Origin of the sequence: Roseovarius nubinhibens ISM, assembly GCF_000152625.1 — a bacterium.
Classification (GTDB): domain Bacteria; phylum Pseudomonadota; class Alphaproteobacteria; order Rhodobacterales; family Rhodobacteraceae; genus Roseovarius; species Roseovarius nubinhibens.
The window spans coordinates 3,535,507-3,554,738 of sequence record NZ_CH724156.1; the positions used below are offsets into that span (position 1 = coordinate 3,535,507).

The window sequence follows — 19,232 nt, forward strand, 5'->3', positions numbered from 1 at the left end:
AGGCGCTGGCCATCGCGGCCACCCGGGGTCTAGACCCCCAGACCAGTGGATTTAGACCTCCCCCTGCTCTCCCTGATCAAAAGTTAACGTAAGGTTAACCGTTCGAACGCGCCCACAGCGATCCACCCCGCCGTTTCCCCAGCCTTTTCAGCCAGATACCCGGCCCGACGGCGCATCGCCTCGTTAGACCGTTTTACCGGCTGTTTTCGACTCGGGCAGCGGTGAGATGCTGTGCCTACCGCAGGTCACTTGGGGAACATGACCCTTATTTTACGGGGAATGTCGGTGATCAGAGCGTCGGGGGGCATCGCATATTTATCCGCCTCCCGCCTGATCGTCAGCCTGACGGCAAGGGGAACAGATTGAATGAAGGGGGGACATCAACACAGAGATTTCATCAGCCAACCCGGTGCCGTTCAGGATCGAGACCTCGTCCGAACCGCGCCAAATCATACGTCCAACAGAATCACCTTCCGTTGATGATCGCTTTTGAAATGAGCGGCGATCCAGCGAAGGTCTCATATTTCGGAGATTGAACAAATGGGTAGCAACAAAAACTGGATTTTCCCGATTGGTCCCAAAAGCCATCAGGATCAGGATCAAGATCAGCACCAGGGCCAGGCCCAGGCTGAACTTCAAGCCCAGCTGCAAGCACAGGGACAAGGCCAAGGTCAGGGTCAGGCCCAGCACTCATCAAGTGAGAACTGGAACGGCAATGGCAATGGCAACCTGAACGGCAACGGCAACCTGAACGGCAATGGCAACCTGAATGGTAACGGCAACCTGAATGGTAACGGCAACCACAACGGCAACGCCAACGGCAACGCCAATGGTAACCTGAACGCCAACGGGAACCTGAACGCCAATGGCAACCTCAACGCCAATGGCAACGTCAACAGCAACACCAACGAGAGCATGACCACCGTGGGTGTCGACGTCACTGTCGGGATCGAAGGCTATGAGCCGACCGATGACGATTTCGCCGACATCGACCTCGACCATTCAGAGGCCGGTGATTTCATCATGGCCAAGGGCGACATCGACTACAGCCCCGGCAATGACATGAACCTCGAAGACATCCTTGCCGACGCCCTTGATGGCGCGGGCAATGACACGGGCATCGTCAACGCGCAGTCCAACAACCTGCAAGACAATGACACGCTCGAGAAAGTCTCGAACGACGGCAAGCTGGACCAGAAGAACGACTCTCGCGGCGGCGACGCCGAAGCGGGTGACGGCATCAGCGCCGGCGCAGCTGGCGGCGATGGCGGTCACGCCAAATCGGACGGCGGCAACGCACTTGGTGGCTTTGGCGTCGGTGGTGCGGCCATCGCGGTCGGCGGCCATAGCGGTGACGGCGGCAAAGGCGACGCAGACGGCGGCAAAGGTGACGATGGCGGTGATGCAACCGCGGTTGGCATCGGCCTTGGTCTCGGCGCAGCTGGCGCGGATTCGGACGCTGACGGTGGCGACGGCGCAGGCGCAGCCTCGATCGGGGCCGGTCTCGGCATCGGCGCAGGTCTGGCCGGTGCAAATGCTGAAGGCGGCAACAGCGGCGACGCTGGCGGTCTTGGCCTCGGCATCGGTGCTGCAAGCTCCGACGCGGACAGCAGCAACGACGGCGATGCCGGCGCAATCGGAGCCGGTCTCGGCATCCTTGGCGTTGGTCTGGCTGGCGCTGAGAACGGTTCGACCGGCAATGCCGATGCGGCTGCAGGTGGCATTGGCCTCGGCGGTGGCTCGGGCGAGAGCGGCAATGGCGGCGACGCCGGTGCTCTGGCTGCAGGTCTCGGCAATGGTGAAGGCACCGGTCGCGGTGGCGAAGCCACTGGCGGTGACGGCGGCGACGCCGGTTCGGTGGCCGGAGCGGCCAACAACGCCCAAGGCAATGGCGGCATCAACGGCGCCTTCGCGGGTGACGGCGGTGCAGGCTACGGCGGTCACGCCTGGGGCGGTGACACCGGCAATGCCACGGGCGGCTATGCAGCAGTCGGCGGCGTTCAGGCCGGTGGCGGCACTGGCGGCTCGGCACGCGATGCCTTCGCAGATGGTGGCATGGGCGGCAATGCCGGCATGTGGGGCTCGAACAACGGTGACGATGGTTTCGTGACCGGCGAGAGCTTTGCATCGGCCGCGTCGCAAATCGACACCACCGCGTTCAACCAGAGCGTTGTGATGGGCGCGAACGTCCTCGGCAACACGGTCGACATGACCGTGGTCGGCGGCAGCTTCAGCTCCAGCTACATCGGCGACGACGCCGACAGCTAAGTGACCTTGTTTCGGGCCCGGCATCGTCCGGGCCCGAAGCCTTTTTAAGACCCAAGATTTTTAGATTCGTAAATTCGGTGAAGCGGCCCCGAGGGCCGCACGGCCCTTAAGGCCAAAAGGCAAGAGCAGCCGGCCAGAATACTTGGATGGAAAGGCTCGGACATGTTGGACAAGACCACAGAGATCATCGCCCACATGGTGGGCATTTTCCACATCACGCTCGAAGAAGAGCGCATGCGTGACATCTACGAGGACTTTGCCGCGCTGAGGCTGGCCGAGGCAGATCTCGGAAGCTTGCTGAACATCACAGTCATCGTCAAAGCGCCTTACAGCCCCGACGGCTTTTCACCCTATACCAACTACCGCGATATCGCCCCGCCCGCCGAGGGTCCGGGGTTTTTCTTTCAGCCCTTCGGCTATTTCATGCCGCAGATCCCGCTGCCGATGCAGATCTTTCTGGCGCCCGATGCGATCTTTCTGCCGGCCCATCTGACAATCGAGATGGCGGCCGCACGGCCCCTTCTCATCCTCGAACCGCCGGGAAGCGTCGCCACCGCGACCTATCAATACGCCTGGCTCGAGGACAATGACGATTTCGAACTGGGCCGCAGCGATCATGTGTTCGAGGACACCGCCGCCTATACCGAAACGCTCAAGCAATATCACACCGTGGGTCAGGCGCTCGAAGCCGCCCCGCGGCTCGAGATGCCGGATTTTTCCGCATCCGTTCGCGATGACGCGCTCGCCACCACCCAGGCTGTAGCGCTCACCGAAGCGGCCCCGATCACCGGGGCCAGCATAGAGATCCAGCGTGGCGAGGCGACGCAAGGCACGTTCGAGAACGGCCAAGCCGTGGACACCGTGACCAAGCTCGACGACGTCATGCCCGCCTATTTCCGAGCAAAGAACCCAGATGTCACGCTGGACCCTGACGCAGAAGAGACCTCAGAGGACAACGGCACAAGCACCGGCCCAGAAGAGGGCGACAGCAGCTTTGTGCTCTCCAACGCCCCGGTCGATCCCGATCCCTTTGCCGGGCTCGGCGACAATCCGGCGAGCGCGCAATTCGCCGTGGATCCCGGCCATCTCGCCCTCGCGGGTGGCAATATGATGATCAACGAGGCCGGCATCACCCTGGGCTGGCTCGACGCGCCGGTCATCTCGGTGATGGGCGATGTGATCACCCTTGATCTCATTTCGCAGGTCAATGTCATGGTGAGCTATGGCTCGGTCAATGGCACCATCGAGGCCAGCGCCTCGACCAGCGTCAACAGCGCCGTGATGGCGCGGATCAGCTCGGCCCCGCCGCCCGAAGAAATCACCGTCGAGGCCGAAGGCACCGCGGGCGAAGAGGGCAGCGACGCAAGCGCCGAGGGCGACGCGGGCGAAACCGGCCCCGACGCCACCGCCGGCGGCCCGCTCTCCCTGCCCTCCAACTGGGCCGTGACCCGGATCGAAGGCGATCTGCTGACCGTCAACTTTGTCGAGCAATACAGCTTCATGACGGACCATGACCGCGCCGACATCACCTTCAGCAGTTCCAACACCTATATCGGTCTCGGCGACAACACCGTCGCCAATATCACCCAGCTCTTCGAGCTCGGCTTTGGCTACGACCTGATCATCATCGGCGGCAACATGATCTCGGTGAACCAGATCTTTCAGCTCAACGTGATGATCGACATCGACAATGTCACCTGGTCCGGCTCGATGGCGTTCAGCCCGAGCTTTGGCGACAATCTCGTGTTCAACGGCGCGTCGATCACCGCCACCGGGCTCGACAGCTATGCCGAGATGCAGGACAATTTCGCCAATGCCGCCGATCAGCTTGGCGATGGCGCCATCACGGTGGGCGGCGACGTCGCCCGCGACAGCGCCTTCGAGGGGATCGACCTGCTGCGGGTGCTCTATATCGACGGCGATCACACGATGATCAACTCGATCCGTCAGACCAATGTGATGGGCGATTCCGATCAGGTGCATATGGCGCTCGACAATTTCGAGGCCGCCACCGGCGCCGAGGCTTCGGTCTCGCTGGTCAGCGGCTCGAACGCGGCGATCAACCTGGCGGCCATCGATCTCTATGGGACGGATTCCACCGTCCATGTCGGCGGCGAGGTCTATAGCGACGCGCTGATCTATCAGGCCGAGCTCATCGACACCGGGGCCAACCCGCTCGGCGTCAACCTGAGCCAGCTCACCAGCGAGGCGGTGGCCTTCCTCGCCGAGGGCATGCTCACCACGCCCGACCTGCCCGACACCGAAGAGATTGCGCCGACCCCGGCCCCTGACACCACATCGCCCGATGTGATGCAGACAATGCTTGCTTGAACAGAACGGATTACACATGAGTTTGGACGATATTGCCGCCCGAAACGCAGCCGCGCCGCCTGAGGCAGAGCTGCCAAATTCAACGAGCCCCGGAAAAACCGGCGCAAAACAATCATTTAACAAGGCAAAGACAGATTCCACCACTCACAGCACCAAAGACACAGACGACACGCTCCGCCTCGACCCGGCCCAGCGCGTGACGCCCAAGGAGGCCGACGGGCAGGAAATCTTCCGCTCCTCCCGCCCCGGCATCCAGATCGAAGGCGACACCGGCCCGATCCTGCGCAAAACCGGCGGCGGCGGCGCCAAACCCCCGCAGCGCGGCGACGATGGCGGCGGCGGTGGCGGCGGCAACAACCAGACGCCCAAGTTCCACAAACGCGGCGGCCCCGACCAATTCGCCGTGCAGCTCGAAAAGGGCAAACGCGTGGTGCGCCGCAACATCGGCTTCGTGATGGTGCTGACCTGCGCCACCAACCTGCTGGTGCTGGCCATCCCGATCTATCTCTTCCAGATTTCCGACCGCGTGCTGACCTCGCGCTCGCTCGACACGCTGATCATGCTGACCATCGTCATCGGCAGCGCCGTGGTGCTGCAGGCGGTGTTCGACGCGGTCCGCCGCTTCATCCTGATGCGCACGGCGGTCGAGGTGGCGGTGCGGCTCGGCGCCCCGGTGCTGAGCGCCGCGGCGCAATCCTCGCTCCATGACAACGGGCGACAATATCAGACCCTCGGCGACCTGCAGCAATTGCGCGGCTTTCTCACCTCCGGCACGCTGATCTCCTTCCTCGACGTGCCTTTTGCCCCGCTCTTCATCCTCGCCATCTTCCTCGTGCATCCGCATCTGGGGATGATCGTGGTGATCACTGCGATGGTCCTGATGGTGGTGGCGCTGATCAACCAGAAAATGACCGCAAAACCCTTTGCCCAGGCCAATATGGCCCAGGCCCGCGCCAACATGCATCTCGACAGCATGACCCGCAACAGCCAGATCATCAACGCCCTCGCCATGGTGCCCGAGGCCGTCGCCCTCTGGGGCCGCGACACGGCGCAATCGCTGCGCTCGCAGGTGATGGCCCAGGACCGCAACATCGTCTGGGCGGCCGTGTCGCGCGGCGCGCGGCTGCTGACCCAGATCGGCATGCTCGGCTGGGGCGCTTATCTCGCGATCCAGGGCGAGATCACCGGCGGCATGGTCATCGCCGCCTCGATCATCGCAGGCCGGGCGCTGGCCCCGATCGAAGGCTCGATCGAAGGCTGGAACGGCTTTACCCAGGCCCGTGGCGCCTATGGCCGGGTGACCCAGCTGATGCTGGCCACGGTGCAGAAATTCGAAAAACTGCGCCTGCCCAACCCCGAAGGCCGCCTCACCGTCGAACGGCTGCTCTATGTGCCCACCGGCACCAAACAGGTGGTCTTGAACGGGCTGAGCTTTGATCTGAGCCCCGGGGAATCCCTTGCCGTGATCGGCAATTCCGGCGCGGGTAAAACCACGCTGGGCAAGATGCTGGTGGGCTCGATCCTGCCCACCTCGGGCAATGTCCGGCTCGACCTGATGGACCTGCGCAACTGGGATGAACGCCAGCTTGGTGAAAACATCGGCTACCTGCCTCAGGACGTGCAGCTCTTCCCCGGCACCATCAAGAACAACATCGCAAGGATGCGCGCCGATGCCCGCGACGAGGACATCTACCGCGCCGCCATGCTCGCCGATGTGCATGACATGATCGCCACCCTGCCGCATGGCTATGAAACCATGGTGCAGGCCGATGGCTCGCCGCTCTCGGGTGGTCAGAAACAGCGGATCGCGCTGGCCCGCGCCTTCTATGGCAACCCGCGCTTTCTGGTGCTGGACGAGCCGAACTCGAACCTCGACACCGCCGGCGACCGGGCGCTCGCCAATGCCATCCGCCACGCCGGACAACATGGCATCACCGTGGTCGTCATCACCCAAAAACCCTCGCTGCTGAGCGTGGTCGACAAGATCATGCTCCTGGCCGACGGCAATGTCGCGCTCTTCGGCCATCGCCAGCAGGTGCTCGAACAGCTCGCCCAGCGCAGCAACCCGGGCCGTGGCGGCCATATTTCGGGACAACAGCAACAGGGAGGCCCGTCCAATGTCTAATCTCGTGGTCTATGCCGAGCCCCCCGAATGGTATGCCGAGGTGCCGCGCAGCGTGTCGAAACTGGTGATCTTCGGCCTCGTGCTCTTGCTCACCACCTTTGGCGGCTTTGGCCTTTGGGCCTTTACCGCGCCGCTCGCCGCCGCGGTGATTTCCCAAGGCAGCTTTGTCGCCACCGGCAGCAACAAGATCGTGCAGCATCTCGAAGGCGGCATCATCAAGGAAATCCTCATCGAGGAAGGCGACAATGTCACCGCCGGTCAGCCGCTTCTGCGGCTCGATGAAACCTCGGCGCTGGCCACCGAACGCGAATTGTTCCTGCGCCAGATCCGGCTCGAGGCGATGGAGGCCCGCATTCTCGCCGAATACAATCAAAAGGAAACGCTCACCTACCCCGCCCATCTCGAGGCGCTGCGCTCGGATTTCAACATCGCCGCCATGCTCGACGGTCAGCGCGTGGTGTTCAACGTCGCCCTGCAACAGATGAAGAACGACGTCAAACTGCTGCAACAGAATATCGAGGCGCTCACCGTGCGCGCCGTCGGCTATCAGCAACAGCTGATCTCGAGCCGCGCCCAACACGCGATCCTTCTCGAAGATAGCAACGCCAAACAGACGCTGCTCGATCAGGGGCTGATCCGGCGCAGCGAATTCAACGCGCTCCGCCGCGCCATCGCAGAGATCGAAGGTCAGATCGGCCGCCTCATCGCCGAGGTGGACGAGATCACCGAGGTCAAACGCCGCTACGAGGCCCAGATCGCCCAGGCGGTGAGCGAACGGCGCGGCGCGGCGCTCGATGAGCTACAGGTCGTGCAGTCCGAACTTGAAAGCGTCCGCGAACAGGCCCGCACCGCTGAAAACGTGCTGCGCCGGGCCGAGGTCGTGGCGCCGGTTGCGGGCACCGTGGTGCGGCTCCACTATCATACCCCCGGCGGCGTGATCGAGAGCGGCAAGGCCATCGCCGAGATCCTGCCCACCGGCGAGCCGCTGATCATCGAGGTGCAGATCCCGCGGGTCGAGATTGACGTGGTCAAGAAAGGTCAGCCCGCCACCGTGCGCCTCACCGCGCTCAACCAGCGGATCACCCCGATCCTGATGGGCGAGGTCTTCTATGTCTCGGCCGATGCGATCCTTGACCGCTCGCAGGAGAAGCCGCGCGAGATCTATGTCGCCCGGGTCTCCGTGCCCCCGGCAGAGCTTGACCGGGTGCGCGGCTTTACCCCGACCCCGGGCATGCCCGCCGAAATCATGATCCAGACCGAGGAACGCACCTTTGTCCAATATCTGATGAAGCCGGTGACCGACAGCATGACCCGCGCCTTCCGCGAACAGTGACGCGACGCCCCCGGCCAGAATTATCTTGATCTGGACCGGGGGCTCGCCTAATCGCTGGCCATGGACACCGCCTTTCTCATCACCGCCTTTGTCACCTTCTTCGTGATCATGGACCCGCCGGGCCTCGCCCCGGTCTTTGCCGCCCTGACCCAAGGCATGTCGGCCCAGCGCCGCCGCGCCATCGCGCTGCGCGCCTGTCTGGTGGCGGCCGGTGTGCTCATCGCCTTCGCGGCCTTCGGCGAGTCGATCCTCGGCTTTATCGGCATCACCATGCCCGCCTTTCGCATCGCCGGCGGCATCCTTCTTTTCCTGACCGCGCTCGACATGCTCTTTGAACGCCGCAACCAGCGGCGTCAGACCCGCGGCGAAGAGGATGACCATGACGACCCGTCGGTCTTTCCCATGGCGATCCCGCTCATCGCCGGGCCGGGCACCATCGCCACCGTGATCCTGCTCACCGGGCAGCAACCGGGCTGGGAAGGCTTTGCCCTTGTCGTCGGCGTCATGCTGGCGGTGCTGACGCTGAACTTTGTCTTTCTGCTCGGGGCGAGCCTCATCGACCGGGCGCTCGGCAAGACCGGCATCGTGGTGGTGACGCGGCTTCTCGGCATGTTGCTGGCGGCGCTGGCGGTGCAATTCGTGCTCGACGGCGTGCGCGGTTTCGGCCTCGCCTGAGCACAGTCGTGGTACTGTCGTAATACCGACGTGTTACCGACACGGGGTTTTCGCGCCCCTTGCCACCCCCTATATCGACAGGACCGAGGCCCCGGCCTGCCCCGCACCATGAGGTTTTGATGCAGGAATTCGACACCGCCCATCTCATCTATCTCGTCATGCTGGGCACGGCGGTGGTCTTCTGGTTCATCGTGCAGAACCGCAATTCGCTCGGCAAAGTGGCGCAACAGGCGCTGCTCTGGGGCCTTATTTTCATGGGCGTCATCGCCGGAATCGGCATGTGGGACCATATCAAGCAAACCGTCCTGCCCCGGCAATCGGTCGAGCTCGCCAATGGCCGCATCGTCGCGCCGCTCGCGGCGGATGGTCATTACTACCTGAGCGCCGAGGTCAATGGCGTGCCCATGCGCTTTGTCGTCGACACCGGCGCCACCGATCTCGTCCTGACCCAGCGTGACGCCGAAAGAGCGGGATATGAGCTTGATAAGATTAGCTTTCACGGCTCCGCCCGCACCGCCAACGGGATCATCCGCACCGCGCCGATCCGCCTCGACAGCATCGACATCGGCGGCATCCGCGACGAAAATGTCCGCGCCGTGGTCAATGGCGGCGAGCTCGACAGCTCGCTACTGGGCATGTCCTACCTGTCGCGGTTCGGCACCGTGACCTTCGCCGATGGCAAGCTGATCCTGACCCGCTAAGCGCCTCTCAACGCTCGGCTTTCTTCTCCCACGACCCGCTCTCTTCGGACCAGTATTGCGCCGAACAGCCCGCCTCGGTGAGCGCCTTCCACTGCCCCCGCGCCCGGTCCAGCGCCGCCATGTCATTGCCATCAAAGAGCACGCAAACCCGCTCGAGCCGCTGCACCTCCTCGGCACTGACCTCGGCCCCATCCACCGCCATCAGGCATTGCGGATCATTCGCCGCCTCCATCGCCGTGGTGAGCAACACCGGCTGCAACGCATCATGCGCCCCGCCCGCCAGCCCATGCGGCAAAAAGCTCTCGCCGCCCTGCCACAGCTTTTGGTCGAGCCAGTCCATCCGGCCCGGCTCGACCCCGCGCACAACCACCCGCCAGCCCGCGCCCATCGCCTTGGTCAAAAGCATGGGCAGCGTTGCCTCGAGCGGCTGTCGCGTCAGGTGGTAAAAATAGGCCGCGCCCAAGGGTTTACGCGCCCTCGAACTGATCCGCCACCAGCCGGTTGAGCGCCATCACCCCCCAGCCCGACGCGCCCTTGGGCGCATGCGGCGTGTCGGTCTTGACCGAGGCCACCCCGGCAATATCGAGATGGATCCACGGCGTTCCGTCTTGCACGAAACGCTGCAGGAATTGCGCCGCGGTGATCGAGCCCGCAGCCCGCCCGCCGACGTTTTTCATATCGGCAATCTGGCTCTTGAGCATGTCGTCATAGGCCTTGCCCAGCGGCATCCGCCACGCGCCCTCGCCCTCGGCCTCGGCGGCGCGCAGGAACTGGTTGCAGATCTGGTCGTCATTGGCAAAGACCCCCGCCTTCTCATGGCCGAGCCCGATGATGATCGCCCCGGTCAGCGTCGCCAGATCGATCATGCCCGCAGGCTTGTAGGTCTCCTGCGCGTACCACATCACATCCGCCAGAACGAGCCGGCCTTCGGCATCGGTGTTGATCACCTCCACCGTGTCGCCCTTCATCGAGGTGACCACATCGCCGGGCCGCGTCGCATTGCCCGAGGGCATGTTTTCCACCAGCCCGACGAGCCCCACGACATTGGCCTTCGCCTTGCGCAGCGCCAGCGCCCGCATGGTGCCCGCCACGACGCCCGCGCCGCCCATATCCATGGTCATGTCTTCCATGCCCGCCGCCGGTTTGAGGCTGATCCCGCCGGTGTCGAACACCACGCCCTTGCCGATCAGGGCCAGCGGCGCCGCGTCCTTGTCGCCGCCCATCCATTCCATCACCGCCACTTTCGACGGGCTGTCAGAGCCTTGCCCCACCGACAGAAGACAGCCCATGCCCAGCGTGGCAAGCTCGTCTTCCTCGAGGATTTTCACCGTCAGACCAAGGCTTTCCATCTCCTTGATCCGCTTGGCGAATTCCGTGGTGGTCAGGTGGTTGGCCGGCTCGCTCACCAGATCGCGGGTAAAGAACACGCCCTCGGTCACCGCCAAGAGCGGCGCCGCCGCCTCGCGCGCGGCCTCGGGGTCGGTCACCATCACCGCCAGCGCGCCGGAGGCGTCCTTCTTGGCGTCGCTTTTGTGGGCGTCAAACGCATAGGCGCGCAACGCGATCCCCTGCGCCAGCTCCGCCGGACGTTTGAGCTGCGGCGCCAGCGCCAGCATCGCATCGCGCCCCTTGAGCTTGCCGAGCGCCACCCCGGCCTTGCGCGTCGCCAGCGCATCGGCATTGCGCTCGATGCACACCACGTCGAGCGCCTTGGCCGCCATCCCCGCCGGATAGGCCAGCGTCTTGACCTCGGCCTCTTTCATCTCTTCGAGAGCGCCTTCGTCCACCAGCCGCATCAGCGCCCCTTTGGTGAGCCGGTTCACCCGCCGCGCCGTCTTGTCCATCTTGCCGTCACGGGTCAGGAACACGGCCACACGGCCCTCGGCCTCGGCGATCTCGTCGAGCGATACGGCGCTGAAAGTGACGTCAACAGGGGTGGTCATAACGCTTCTCCTTTGAAGATTTGCACAAGACCTAACGCGGCGGCGCGCCCTTGACCAGTGCCGACACCCCTGCCGGGTCCGGTGCCGCGTCCCGTGTCAGACCACACCCACAGGCCCAAGGCCGCGCCCCGCCCCGCGCCGTTCCCCCGCGCGACGGCGGGGCTTTGCCAGCCGCCCCGCTTTAACGGTTTTCCCCCGCGCGGAATTGGGCTAGTTTGCCCTGCAATAAATTCAGACTTTGGGGGAAGCCGCGTGACCAGATTCGACAGATACATGCTGTCGCAATTCATGGTGCTCTTTGGGTTCTTCGCCCTGGTCCTGGTGTCGATCTTCTGGATCAACAAGGCCGTGCGCATGTTCGACCGGCTGATCAGCGACGGACAATCCTCCTTTGTTTTCCTTGAATTGACGGCCCTGACCCTGCCCGGCGTGATCGCCGTTGTGCTGCCCATCGCGGGCTTTGCCGGCGCGGTCTATGTCACCAACCGGCTCAGCACCGAAAGCGAGCTGACCGTGATGCAGGCCACCGGCTATTCGCCTTGGCGGCTGGCACGGCCGGTGCTGATTTACGGGGTGATCGTGGCCGCGATGATGTCGCTCCTGACCCATGTGCTTGTCCCGACCAGCCTGCATCGGCTTGAGACCCGCAAGGCCGAAGTGTCGCGCAATGTCACCGCCAAGCTCCTGACCGAGGGCGAGTTTCTGCACCCGGCGGGCGGCGTGACCTTCTACATCCGCGAGATCACCCCCGAGGGCGAGCTGCGCGATGTCTTCCTGTCGGACCGGCGCGACATTCAGGCCCCGGTGATCTACACCTCCAAGATGGCCTATCTGGTGCAGGAAGGCGGCGGCACGAAACTGGTGATGGTGAACGGTCTGGCGCAGACCGCCCAGACCAAGGGCAACCGGCTCTTCACCACGTTTTTCACCGATTTCTCTTATGACATCAGCGGGTTGATCAGCGATGACGTGATCAACCTGACCCATGCCCGCTATGCCTCGACCCCGGCCCTGATGACCCGCGCCGCCGAAATCGCCCAGATTTCCGGCGTCTCCGAAGGGGTCGTGACGCTCGAATTGCACAACCGCTTTGCGCAGGCGCTCATGTGTGTCGTCGCGGCGCTCATCGGTTTCGCGACGCTGCTTTTGGGCACCTATAGCCGCTTTGGCGTCTGGCGACAGATCCTCTTGGCCTTCTTGCTACTCGTCGCCGTCAAGCTGGTCGAAGGCACGCTGACCTCGCCGATCCTCTCCGCGCCCGAGCTTTGGCCATTGGCCTATGCGCCGCCCGCGATGGGCTTTGTCCTTGTGGTGCTGCTGCTCTACATGGCCAGCAGGCCGCGCCTCTTTCGATGGCGCAGCCGCTCCCTTGCCGAGGCCAGCAGCGCATGATCCTGCATTTCTACTTCGCCCGGAAATTCCTCTGGACCCTGATCGGCATCGCCACGGTGTTTTCCGTTTTGCTGGGGCTCATCGACCTTGTCGACGAGCTGCAGGATTTCCCCGACCTGCCGTTTTTCGACGTGCTCGAAATCGTGCTGTTGAACCTGCCCCATGCCAATTACGAGATCCTGCCGCTGGTGATGATCCTCGCCACCGTGGCGCTTTTCGTGCGGCTGGCGCGCAGCTCGGAACTGGTGGTGCTGCGTGCCTCTGGCCGCTCGGCGCTGGCCGGGCTGGCGGGCCCGGTCGCGGTGGCGGCCCTCGTGGGGCTCGTCGGTGTCACCATGTTCAACCCGGTCGTCGCGGCCTCGGCGAAACGCTACAATGATCTGGTCAACGGCCATTCCGGCCTTGGCGACAATGTGCTGGCGATCTCCTCCGAAGGCCTCTGGCTGCGCCAGGGCACCGAAGAAGGCCAGACCGTCATTCACGCCAAAAGCGCCACCCCGGATCTGAGCACCCTCTTCGGCGCGACCTTCACCAGCTTTACCCCCGAGGGCGATCCGATGCGCCGGCTCACCGCCGAAAGCGCCGAGTTGGGCCAGGGCCAATGGCACCTCTCGGACGTCAAGATCTGGGATCTCGCCAATACCGACAACCCCGAGGCCAGCGCCCGCACCCAAGACCGGCTCACCATCCGCGCCGCGCTCACCCGTGACCGGATCATCGACAGTTTCGGCAAGCCGGAATATATCCCGATCTGGGATCTGCCCGCCTTTATCGATCAGCTCGAAACCGCGGGCTTTTCGGCCCGGCGCTATGCCGTCTGGTTCCAGATGGAGCTGGCCCAGCCGCTCTTTCTCATCGCGCTGGTTCTGGTCGGCGCGGCCTTCACCATGAAACACGCCCGCCTCGCCAACACCGGCACCTCGGTTCTGGCGGCGGTCATGCTCGGCTTTACGCTGCATTACATCCGCAATTTCGCGCAGGTTTTGGGCGAGAACGGTCAGATCCCGATCCTTCTCGCCGCCTGGGCCCCACCGGTGGCCTCATTGCTGTTGGCACTCGGCATCTTGCTGCATATGGAGGACGGATGACGTCCCGTTCGACCCACTCCGCGCCCCTTATGCTCCCGGCTCTGCGACTGCTGCCCTCGCTGGCGCTGGCGCTCGGTCTTGGCACCGCCCTGTCGCTGCCGCCCGCCGCGCTGCGCGCCCAAGGCGTGACCACGACCACCCGCGCGCCCCAAGACGATCCCGCCCTGCTCGTCGCCGACGATCTGCAGATCACCCCCGACCGGCGCCTCATCGCCAGCGGCAATGTCGAGGCGCTCTATGAGGGCCGGCGTCTGCGCGCCCGGCAGATCATCTACGATCACGAGACCGAGACCCTCACCATCGAAGGCCCGATCACCCTGCAGGACGGCGAATACACCACCGTGCTCGCCGATCAGGCGCGGCTCGACCGGGATTTGCAGAACGGCATCCTCACCGGCGCCCGCATCATCATGGATGATCAGCTACAGCTCGCCGCCGTGCAGGCCAATCAGGTCGAAGGCCGCTATACCCAGCTCTACAAGGCCGCCGTCACCTCCTGCCGCACCTGCAACACCGACGAGGCCCCGCTCTGGCAGTTTCGCGCCCGCCGGGTGATCCACGACAAGGAAGAACGCCAGATCTATCTCGATGGCGCGCAGTTCCGGGTCTTTGACGTGCCGGTCATGTACCTGCCGCGCCTGCGCCTGCCCGATCCGACGCTCGAACGGGCCACCGGCTTTCTCATCCCCTCGATCGAAAGCTCGACCCAACGCGGCACTGGCGTCAAAGTGCCCTATTTCTTCAAGCTCGGCGATCACCGCGACCTGACGCTGACCCCCTATATCGCCACCAAGACGACCACGCTCGAATGGCGCTACCGGCAGGCCTTCACCAAGGGCGAGATCGAATTCGAGGGCGCGTTTTCCAACGATGATTTCGGCACCGAGCGCAGCAATCGCCATTATCTCTTCGGCCAGGGCAAGTTTGAACTGCCGCGCGATTTCGAGCTGAATTTCGACATCGAGCTGGTGAATGATGAAAGCTACCTGGTGGATTATGGCTATTCGAACAAGGACCGGCTCGACAGCGAAATCTCGATCCACCGGGCGCGCCGCGACGAATGGGTGAGCGCCGCGCTGACCCATTTCCGCTCGCTGCGCTCCGGGGAAGAAAACACCACCCTGCCGACCATCGCCGGCAATCTCGACTATGAACGCCGCATCTTCCCGACCCGGCTCGGCGGCGAGCTGCGGTTTTCCGGCGGGCTGCACAGCCATTACCGCAGCTCCGACAGCATTCTCGACGGCACGGACTACGACATCTGGGCCGATGGCCGCGATGTCACCCGCCTGACCGGCAGCGCCGATTGGCTGCGCACCTGGACGCTCTTTGGCGGCATCCGCTCGACGGTGCAGACCGGGCTCGCCCTCGACAGCACCTATGTCAATGACGCGGGCGCCACCAGCGCCTCGAGCGACACGCAGCTGACGCCCAGCGCCTCGGTCGCGCTGCGCTGGCCGCTGGCCAAGACCACGCGCGGCGGCGTCACCCATGTGATCGAGCCGGTGGCGCAATTCGGCTGGGTCGGCGGCAGCAACTCGGACCTGCCCAATGACGAAAGCACCCGGGTCGAGTTCGACGAAGGCAATCTGCTGTCGATGTCGCGCTTTCCCGAAACCGACCGCCGCGAACGCGGCTTTATCGGCGCCTACGGGCTGAGCTGGTCGCGGCTCAACCCCAAGGGGCTTGAAACCCGGCTGAGCTTTGGCCAGGTCTGGCGCGAAAAGGACCTGACCGAGAGCGATGGCAGCTCGACCTTCTCCGCCTCCTCCGGTCAGCGCGGTTCGACCTCCGACATGCTCGTCGCGGCCCATGTCGCCACCCAGAACGGGCTGAGCCTGACCGCCCGTGGCCTCTTTGACAGCGGCTTTGACACCACCAAGGCCGAGGTCCGCACCGCTTGGGACAACGCCAAGACCGGGCTGAGCGCCACCTATATCTGGCTCGGCAGCGATCTTGCCGAAGACCGGCCCAACACGATCTCCGAATGGGCCTTTGACGCGAGCTACCGGATGTCGCGGCATTGGACAGGCCATGCCGAATGGCGTTATGACGTGGCCAGTGACGAAAGCGTTGAAGGAGGGCTCGGCGTGACCTACACCAATGAATGTGTCGATATCACGCTTAAGGCCTCGCGCCGCTTTACCTCTTCCACTATCCTCACACCATCGACCGATTTCAGCCTGACGGTGGGGCTGCGCGGGTTTGCGACCCGGACCAGCGACGCCAACTACGCCCGGACATGCAGGAAATGACAGAAATGACCAAGAAGACGCGCATGATTGCCAAGTTTTTCCAGACAAGCGCCGTGGCGCTGGTGCTCGGGTTGACCCCGCTGACGGCCGCTCCGGTCATCGCCCAGTCCAAATTCGAGGCGGTCATCACCGTCAATAACGCGCCCATCACCCAGTTCGAGATCGAACAGCGCGCCCGCTTCCTGCGGCTTCTGCGCGCGCCGGGCGATCCTATCGCGCTGGCCCGCGAACAGCTCATCGAAGACCGGCTGAAACTGCAGGCCGCGCGTCAAAGCGGCATCGAGGTCAACGAGGAACAGATCGCCGCCGGGATGGACCGCTTTGCCTCGCAGGCCAATCTCAGCGGTGCCGAAATGGTCAAGCTGCTCGCGAGCGAAGGCGTCTATGAGGAAACATTCCGCGCCTTCATCATCGCCGGGGTGAGCTGGTCCGACCTGACCCGCGCCCGCTTTGCCCCCCGCGTCTCGATCAGCGAGGATGATCTCGAACGCGCCCGCGCCGCCGTCGGCAAGGGCGGCGGTGTCGAAGTGCTCATGTCCGAGCTTATCATCCCCTACACCCCGCAGACCCAGGAACAGGTCGAAGCCACCGCCCGCCGCATCTCGGAAGGCGCCAGCGAAAGCAGCTTTGCCGCCGAGGCCCGCCGCTATTCCGCGACCCGCACCGCGCCCAGCGGCGGCCGCCTGCCCTGGACCCCGCTCAACGAATTGCCCGGCGGGTTGCGCGGCATCATCCTCGGCCTCGCGCCGGGCGATGTGACCGACCCGCTGCCGCTGCAAGGCGCCGTCGCCCTGTTCCAGCTGCGCGACATCCGCGAAACCGACGTGGCCGAGCCGGAATATGCCGCCATCGAATACGCCGCCTATTACATCAATGGCGGCCGCAGCGAACAGGCGCTCGCCCGCGCCGCACGGGTCGAGGCCGATACCGACACTTGCGATGATCTCTATGGCATCGCCCAGGGCGAAGACCCGCGCGTTCTCGAACGCGGCTCCAAGGCTCCGTCGGAGATCCCGCAAGACATCGCCTATGAGCTGTCCAAGCTCGACCCCGGCGAGGTCTCCTACACCCTGACCCGCTCCAATGGCGAAACGCTGGTGCTGCTGATGCTCTGCGGCCGCTCGCAAACCATCGCCGAAGAGGCCCCTGCCACCGGTGAAACCACCGCCGACAGCGCCGAAGGCGAGGCCGCGGCCAACGCGCTCTCGGAGACGGAAATGCTGTCGCGCCAGATCGGCGATCAGCGTCTGGCCTCCTACGCGGATGGTTACATGGCCCAGCTCAAGGCCGAGGCCCGGATCGTCGAGAAATGAAGCCCGTCGCGCTCACCTGTGGTGAGCCTTCCGGCGTCGGGCCAGAGCTCGCGGCAAAGACCTGGGCCGCGCTGCGCGACCGGCTGCCTTTCTTCTGGATCGGTGACCCGTCGCATCTGCCGCCGGGCACCCGCCATGTGGAAATCGCCAGCCCCGCACAAGCGAGCGAGGTCATCGACCGTGGCCTGCCGGTGCTGGTGCATCCCTTTCCCGGCACGCTCAGCCCTGGCACGCCGAACCCGGACCATGCCGCCCATGTGATCGCCGCCATCGAAGAGGCGGTGACCCTCGTGTCGCAAGGCGCGGCCTCCGCCATCTGCACCGCGCCCATCCACAAACAGGCGTTGCAGGACGGCGCGGGCTTTGCCTTTCCCGGCCATACCGAATTTCTCGCCCGTCTCGGCGGGGTCAACCGCGCCGTGATGATGCTGGCCTCGGATCAGCTCCGCGTCGTGCCGACGACGATCCATATCGCGCTGTCGGAGGTGCCCGGCGCGCTCACCGCCGATCTCTTGCGCGACACGATCCGCATCACCCATGCCGCGCTCATCGCCGATTTCGGCATCCCCGCGCCGCGCCTCGCCGTCGCCGGGCTCAACCCGCATGCGGGCGAAAGCGGCAAGATGGGCCGCGACGAGATCGACCTCATCGCCCCGGTGCTGGCCGAGCTGCGCGCCGAGGGCCTGTCGCTCATCGGGCCGATGTCCGCCGACACGATGTTCCACGCCGCCGCCCGCACGGGCTATGACGCGGCGATCTGCATGTATCACGATCAGGCGCTGATCCCGATCAAGACGCTGGATTTCGACCGCGGCGTCAACATCACCCTCGGCCTGCCCTTCATCCGCACCTCGCCCGATCACGGCACTGCGCTCGACATCGCAGGCCAAGGTATCGCCAACCCGACCTCGATCATCGAGGCGATGAAGCTCGCCGCCCAGATGGTCGCCGCCCGCAACAGATGAGCACGATCGACAACCTCCCGCCGCTCCGTCAGGTGATCAACGACCACGATCTCGTGGCGCGTAAATCGCTTGGCCAGAACTTCCTTCTCGATCTCAACCTGACCGCCAAGATCGCCCGTCAGGCCGGCGATCTGAGCACGGCGGATGTGCTCGAAATCGGCCCCGGCCCAGGCGGTCTCACCCGTGGGCTGCTGGCCGAAGGCGCGCGCCGCGTCCTCGCCATCGAAAAGGACAGCCGCTGCCTGCCCGCGCTGGCCGAGATCGCCGCCGCCTACCCCGGCCGGCTCGAGGTGATCAATGGCGACGCGCTCGAGGTCGATCCGCTGGCGCATCTGACGCCGCCCATCCATATCGCGGCCAACCTGCCCTATAATGTCGGGACTGAATTGTTGGTGCGCTGGCTCACGCCACAGGAGTGGCCGCCCTTCTGGCAGAGCCTCACCTTGATGTTTCAGCGGGAGGTGGCCGAGCGCATCACCGCCAAACCGGGGTCCAAGGCCTATGGCCGCCTCGCCCTCCTGGCGCAATGGCGTGCCGAGGCCCGCATCGTGATGTCATTGCCGCCCGAGGCCTTCACCCCGGCCCCCAAAGTGTCGAGCGCCGTGGTCCATCTGCGCGCCCTGCCCGAGCCCCGCTTTCCCGCCGATCCCAAGATGCTCGAACGGGTCGTGGCCCAGGCCTTCAACCAGCGCCGCAAGATGCTGCGCGCCGCGCTCAAATCCATGGCCCCCGACATCGAGGACCGGCTCAACGCCGCCGGCATCGAACCGACCCGCCGCGCCGAAACCCTGAGCCTCGAAGAATTCTGCGCCCTGGCCCGCGTCATGTCCGCCGCCTGAGCCC

At 64.6% G+C, this 19,232-nt stretch carries 14 protein-coding genes; 12 read left to right on the forward strand and 2 right to left on the reverse strand.

What is annotated here, in order from left to right; all coding sequences use genetic code 11:
- Positions 1-540 precede the first annotated feature (540 nt).
- The 6 genes from ISM_RS16915 (at position 541) to ISM_RS16940 (ending at position 9,433) form a co-directional block, all read left to right on the forward strand.
- On the forward strand, positions 541-2,268 hold the full coding sequence (locus ISM_RS16915) for a hypothetical protein (protein WP_009815425.1): 1,728 nt from the start codon (positions 541-543) through the stop codon (positions 2,266-2,268).
- Positions 2,269-2,430: 162 nt separating this feature from the next.
- A complete protein-coding gene (locus tag ISM_RS16920; protein WP_009815426.1) occupies positions 2,431-4,599 on the forward strand; it encodes a hypothetical protein in 2,169 nt (722 codons plus the stop codon).
- 16 nt (positions 4,600-4,615) lie between these two features.
- Positions 4,616-6,724, forward strand: a complete 2,109-nt coding sequence (locus tag ISM_RS16925; RefSeq protein ID WP_009815427.1) for a type I secretion system permease/ATPase — start codon at positions 4,616-4,618, stop codon at positions 6,722-6,724.
- The gene (locus ISM_RS16930; RefSeq protein WP_040618188.1) at positions 6,717-8,057 is read left to right on the forward strand and encodes an HlyD family type I secretion periplasmic adaptor subunit; all 1,341 of its coding nucleotides are present in this window, start codon (positions 6,717-6,719) and stop codon (positions 8,055-8,057) included. Before ISM_RS16925 ends, ISM_RS16930 begins: the two co-directional genes overlap by 8 nt.
- Positions 8,058-8,117: 60 nt before the next feature.
- Positions 8,118-8,732, forward strand: a complete 615-nt coding sequence (locus ISM_RS16935; protein WP_009815429.1) for a MarC family protein — start codon at positions 8,118-8,120, stop codon at positions 8,730-8,732.
- Positions 8,733-8,851: 119 nt separating this feature from the next.
- On the forward strand, positions 8,852-9,433 hold the full coding sequence (locus ISM_RS16940; RefSeq protein WP_009815430.1) for a retropepsin-like aspartic protease family protein: 582 nt from the start codon (positions 8,852-8,854) through the stop codon (positions 9,431-9,433).
- Positions 9,434-9,440: 7 nt separating this feature from the next.
- Here the strand turns inward: ISM_RS16940 and ISM_RS16945 are convergent, their stop codons facing one another.
- Positions 9,441-9,896 (reverse strand): DNA polymerase III subunit chi, encoded by a 456-nt coding sequence (locus ISM_RS16945; protein ID WP_009815431.1) that lies wholly within the window; start codon positions 9,894-9,896, stop codon positions 9,441-9,443.
- Between the two features lie 4 nt (positions 9,897-9,900).
- Positions 9,901-11,376 (reverse strand): leucyl aminopeptidase, encoded by a 1,476-nt coding sequence (locus tag ISM_RS16950; RefSeq protein ID WP_009815432.1) that lies wholly within the window; start codon positions 11,374-11,376, stop codon positions 9,901-9,903.
- 273 nt (positions 11,377-11,649) lie between these two features.
- Here ISM_RS16950 and lptF point away from each other — a divergent pair, with 273 nt between their 5' ends.
- Genes lptF through rsmA form a run of 6 tightly spaced genes read left to right on the forward strand, consistent with a single transcriptional unit; the run spans position 11,650 to position 19,228 of the window.
- Positions 11,650-12,768: an LPS export ABC transporter permease LptF gene (gene lptF, locus ISM_RS16955; protein WP_009815434.1), complete on the forward strand. Its 1,119-nt coding sequence runs from the start codon at positions 11,650-11,652 to the stop codon at positions 12,766-12,768.
- On the forward strand, positions 12,765-13,856 hold the full coding sequence (gene lptG / locus ISM_RS16960; protein WP_009815435.1) for an LPS export ABC transporter permease LptG: 1,092 nt from the start codon (positions 12,765-12,767) through the stop codon (positions 13,854-13,856). Before lptF ends, lptG begins: the two co-directional genes overlap by 4 nt.
- 29 nt (positions 13,857-13,885) lie before the next feature.
- Positions 13,886-16,111, forward strand: a complete 2,226-nt coding sequence (locus ISM_RS16965) for an LPS-assembly protein LptD (protein WP_009815436.1) — start codon at positions 13,886-13,888, stop codon at positions 16,109-16,111.
- Positions 16,112-16,116: 5 nt separating this feature from the next.
- Complete coding sequence (locus ISM_RS16970; protein ID WP_156783430.1) at positions 16,117-17,424, forward strand: peptidylprolyl isomerase; 1,308 nt, start codon at positions 16,117-16,119, stop codon at positions 17,422-17,424.
- Positions 17,421-18,389, forward strand: a complete 969-nt coding sequence (gene pdxA / locus ISM_RS16975; RefSeq protein WP_009815438.1) for a 4-hydroxythreonine-4-phosphate dehydrogenase PdxA — start codon at positions 17,421-17,423, stop codon at positions 18,387-18,389. Before ISM_RS16970 ends, pdxA begins: the two co-directional genes overlap by 4 nt.
- Entirely contained in the window at positions 18,386-19,228 is an 843-nt protein-coding gene (gene rsmA / locus ISM_RS16980; protein WP_009815439.1) for a 16S rRNA (adenine(1518)-N(6)/adenine(1519)-N(6))-dimethyltransferase RsmA, read from the forward strand. Before pdxA ends, rsmA begins: the two co-directional genes overlap by 4 nt.
- Positions 19,229-19,232 lie beyond the last annotated feature (4 nt).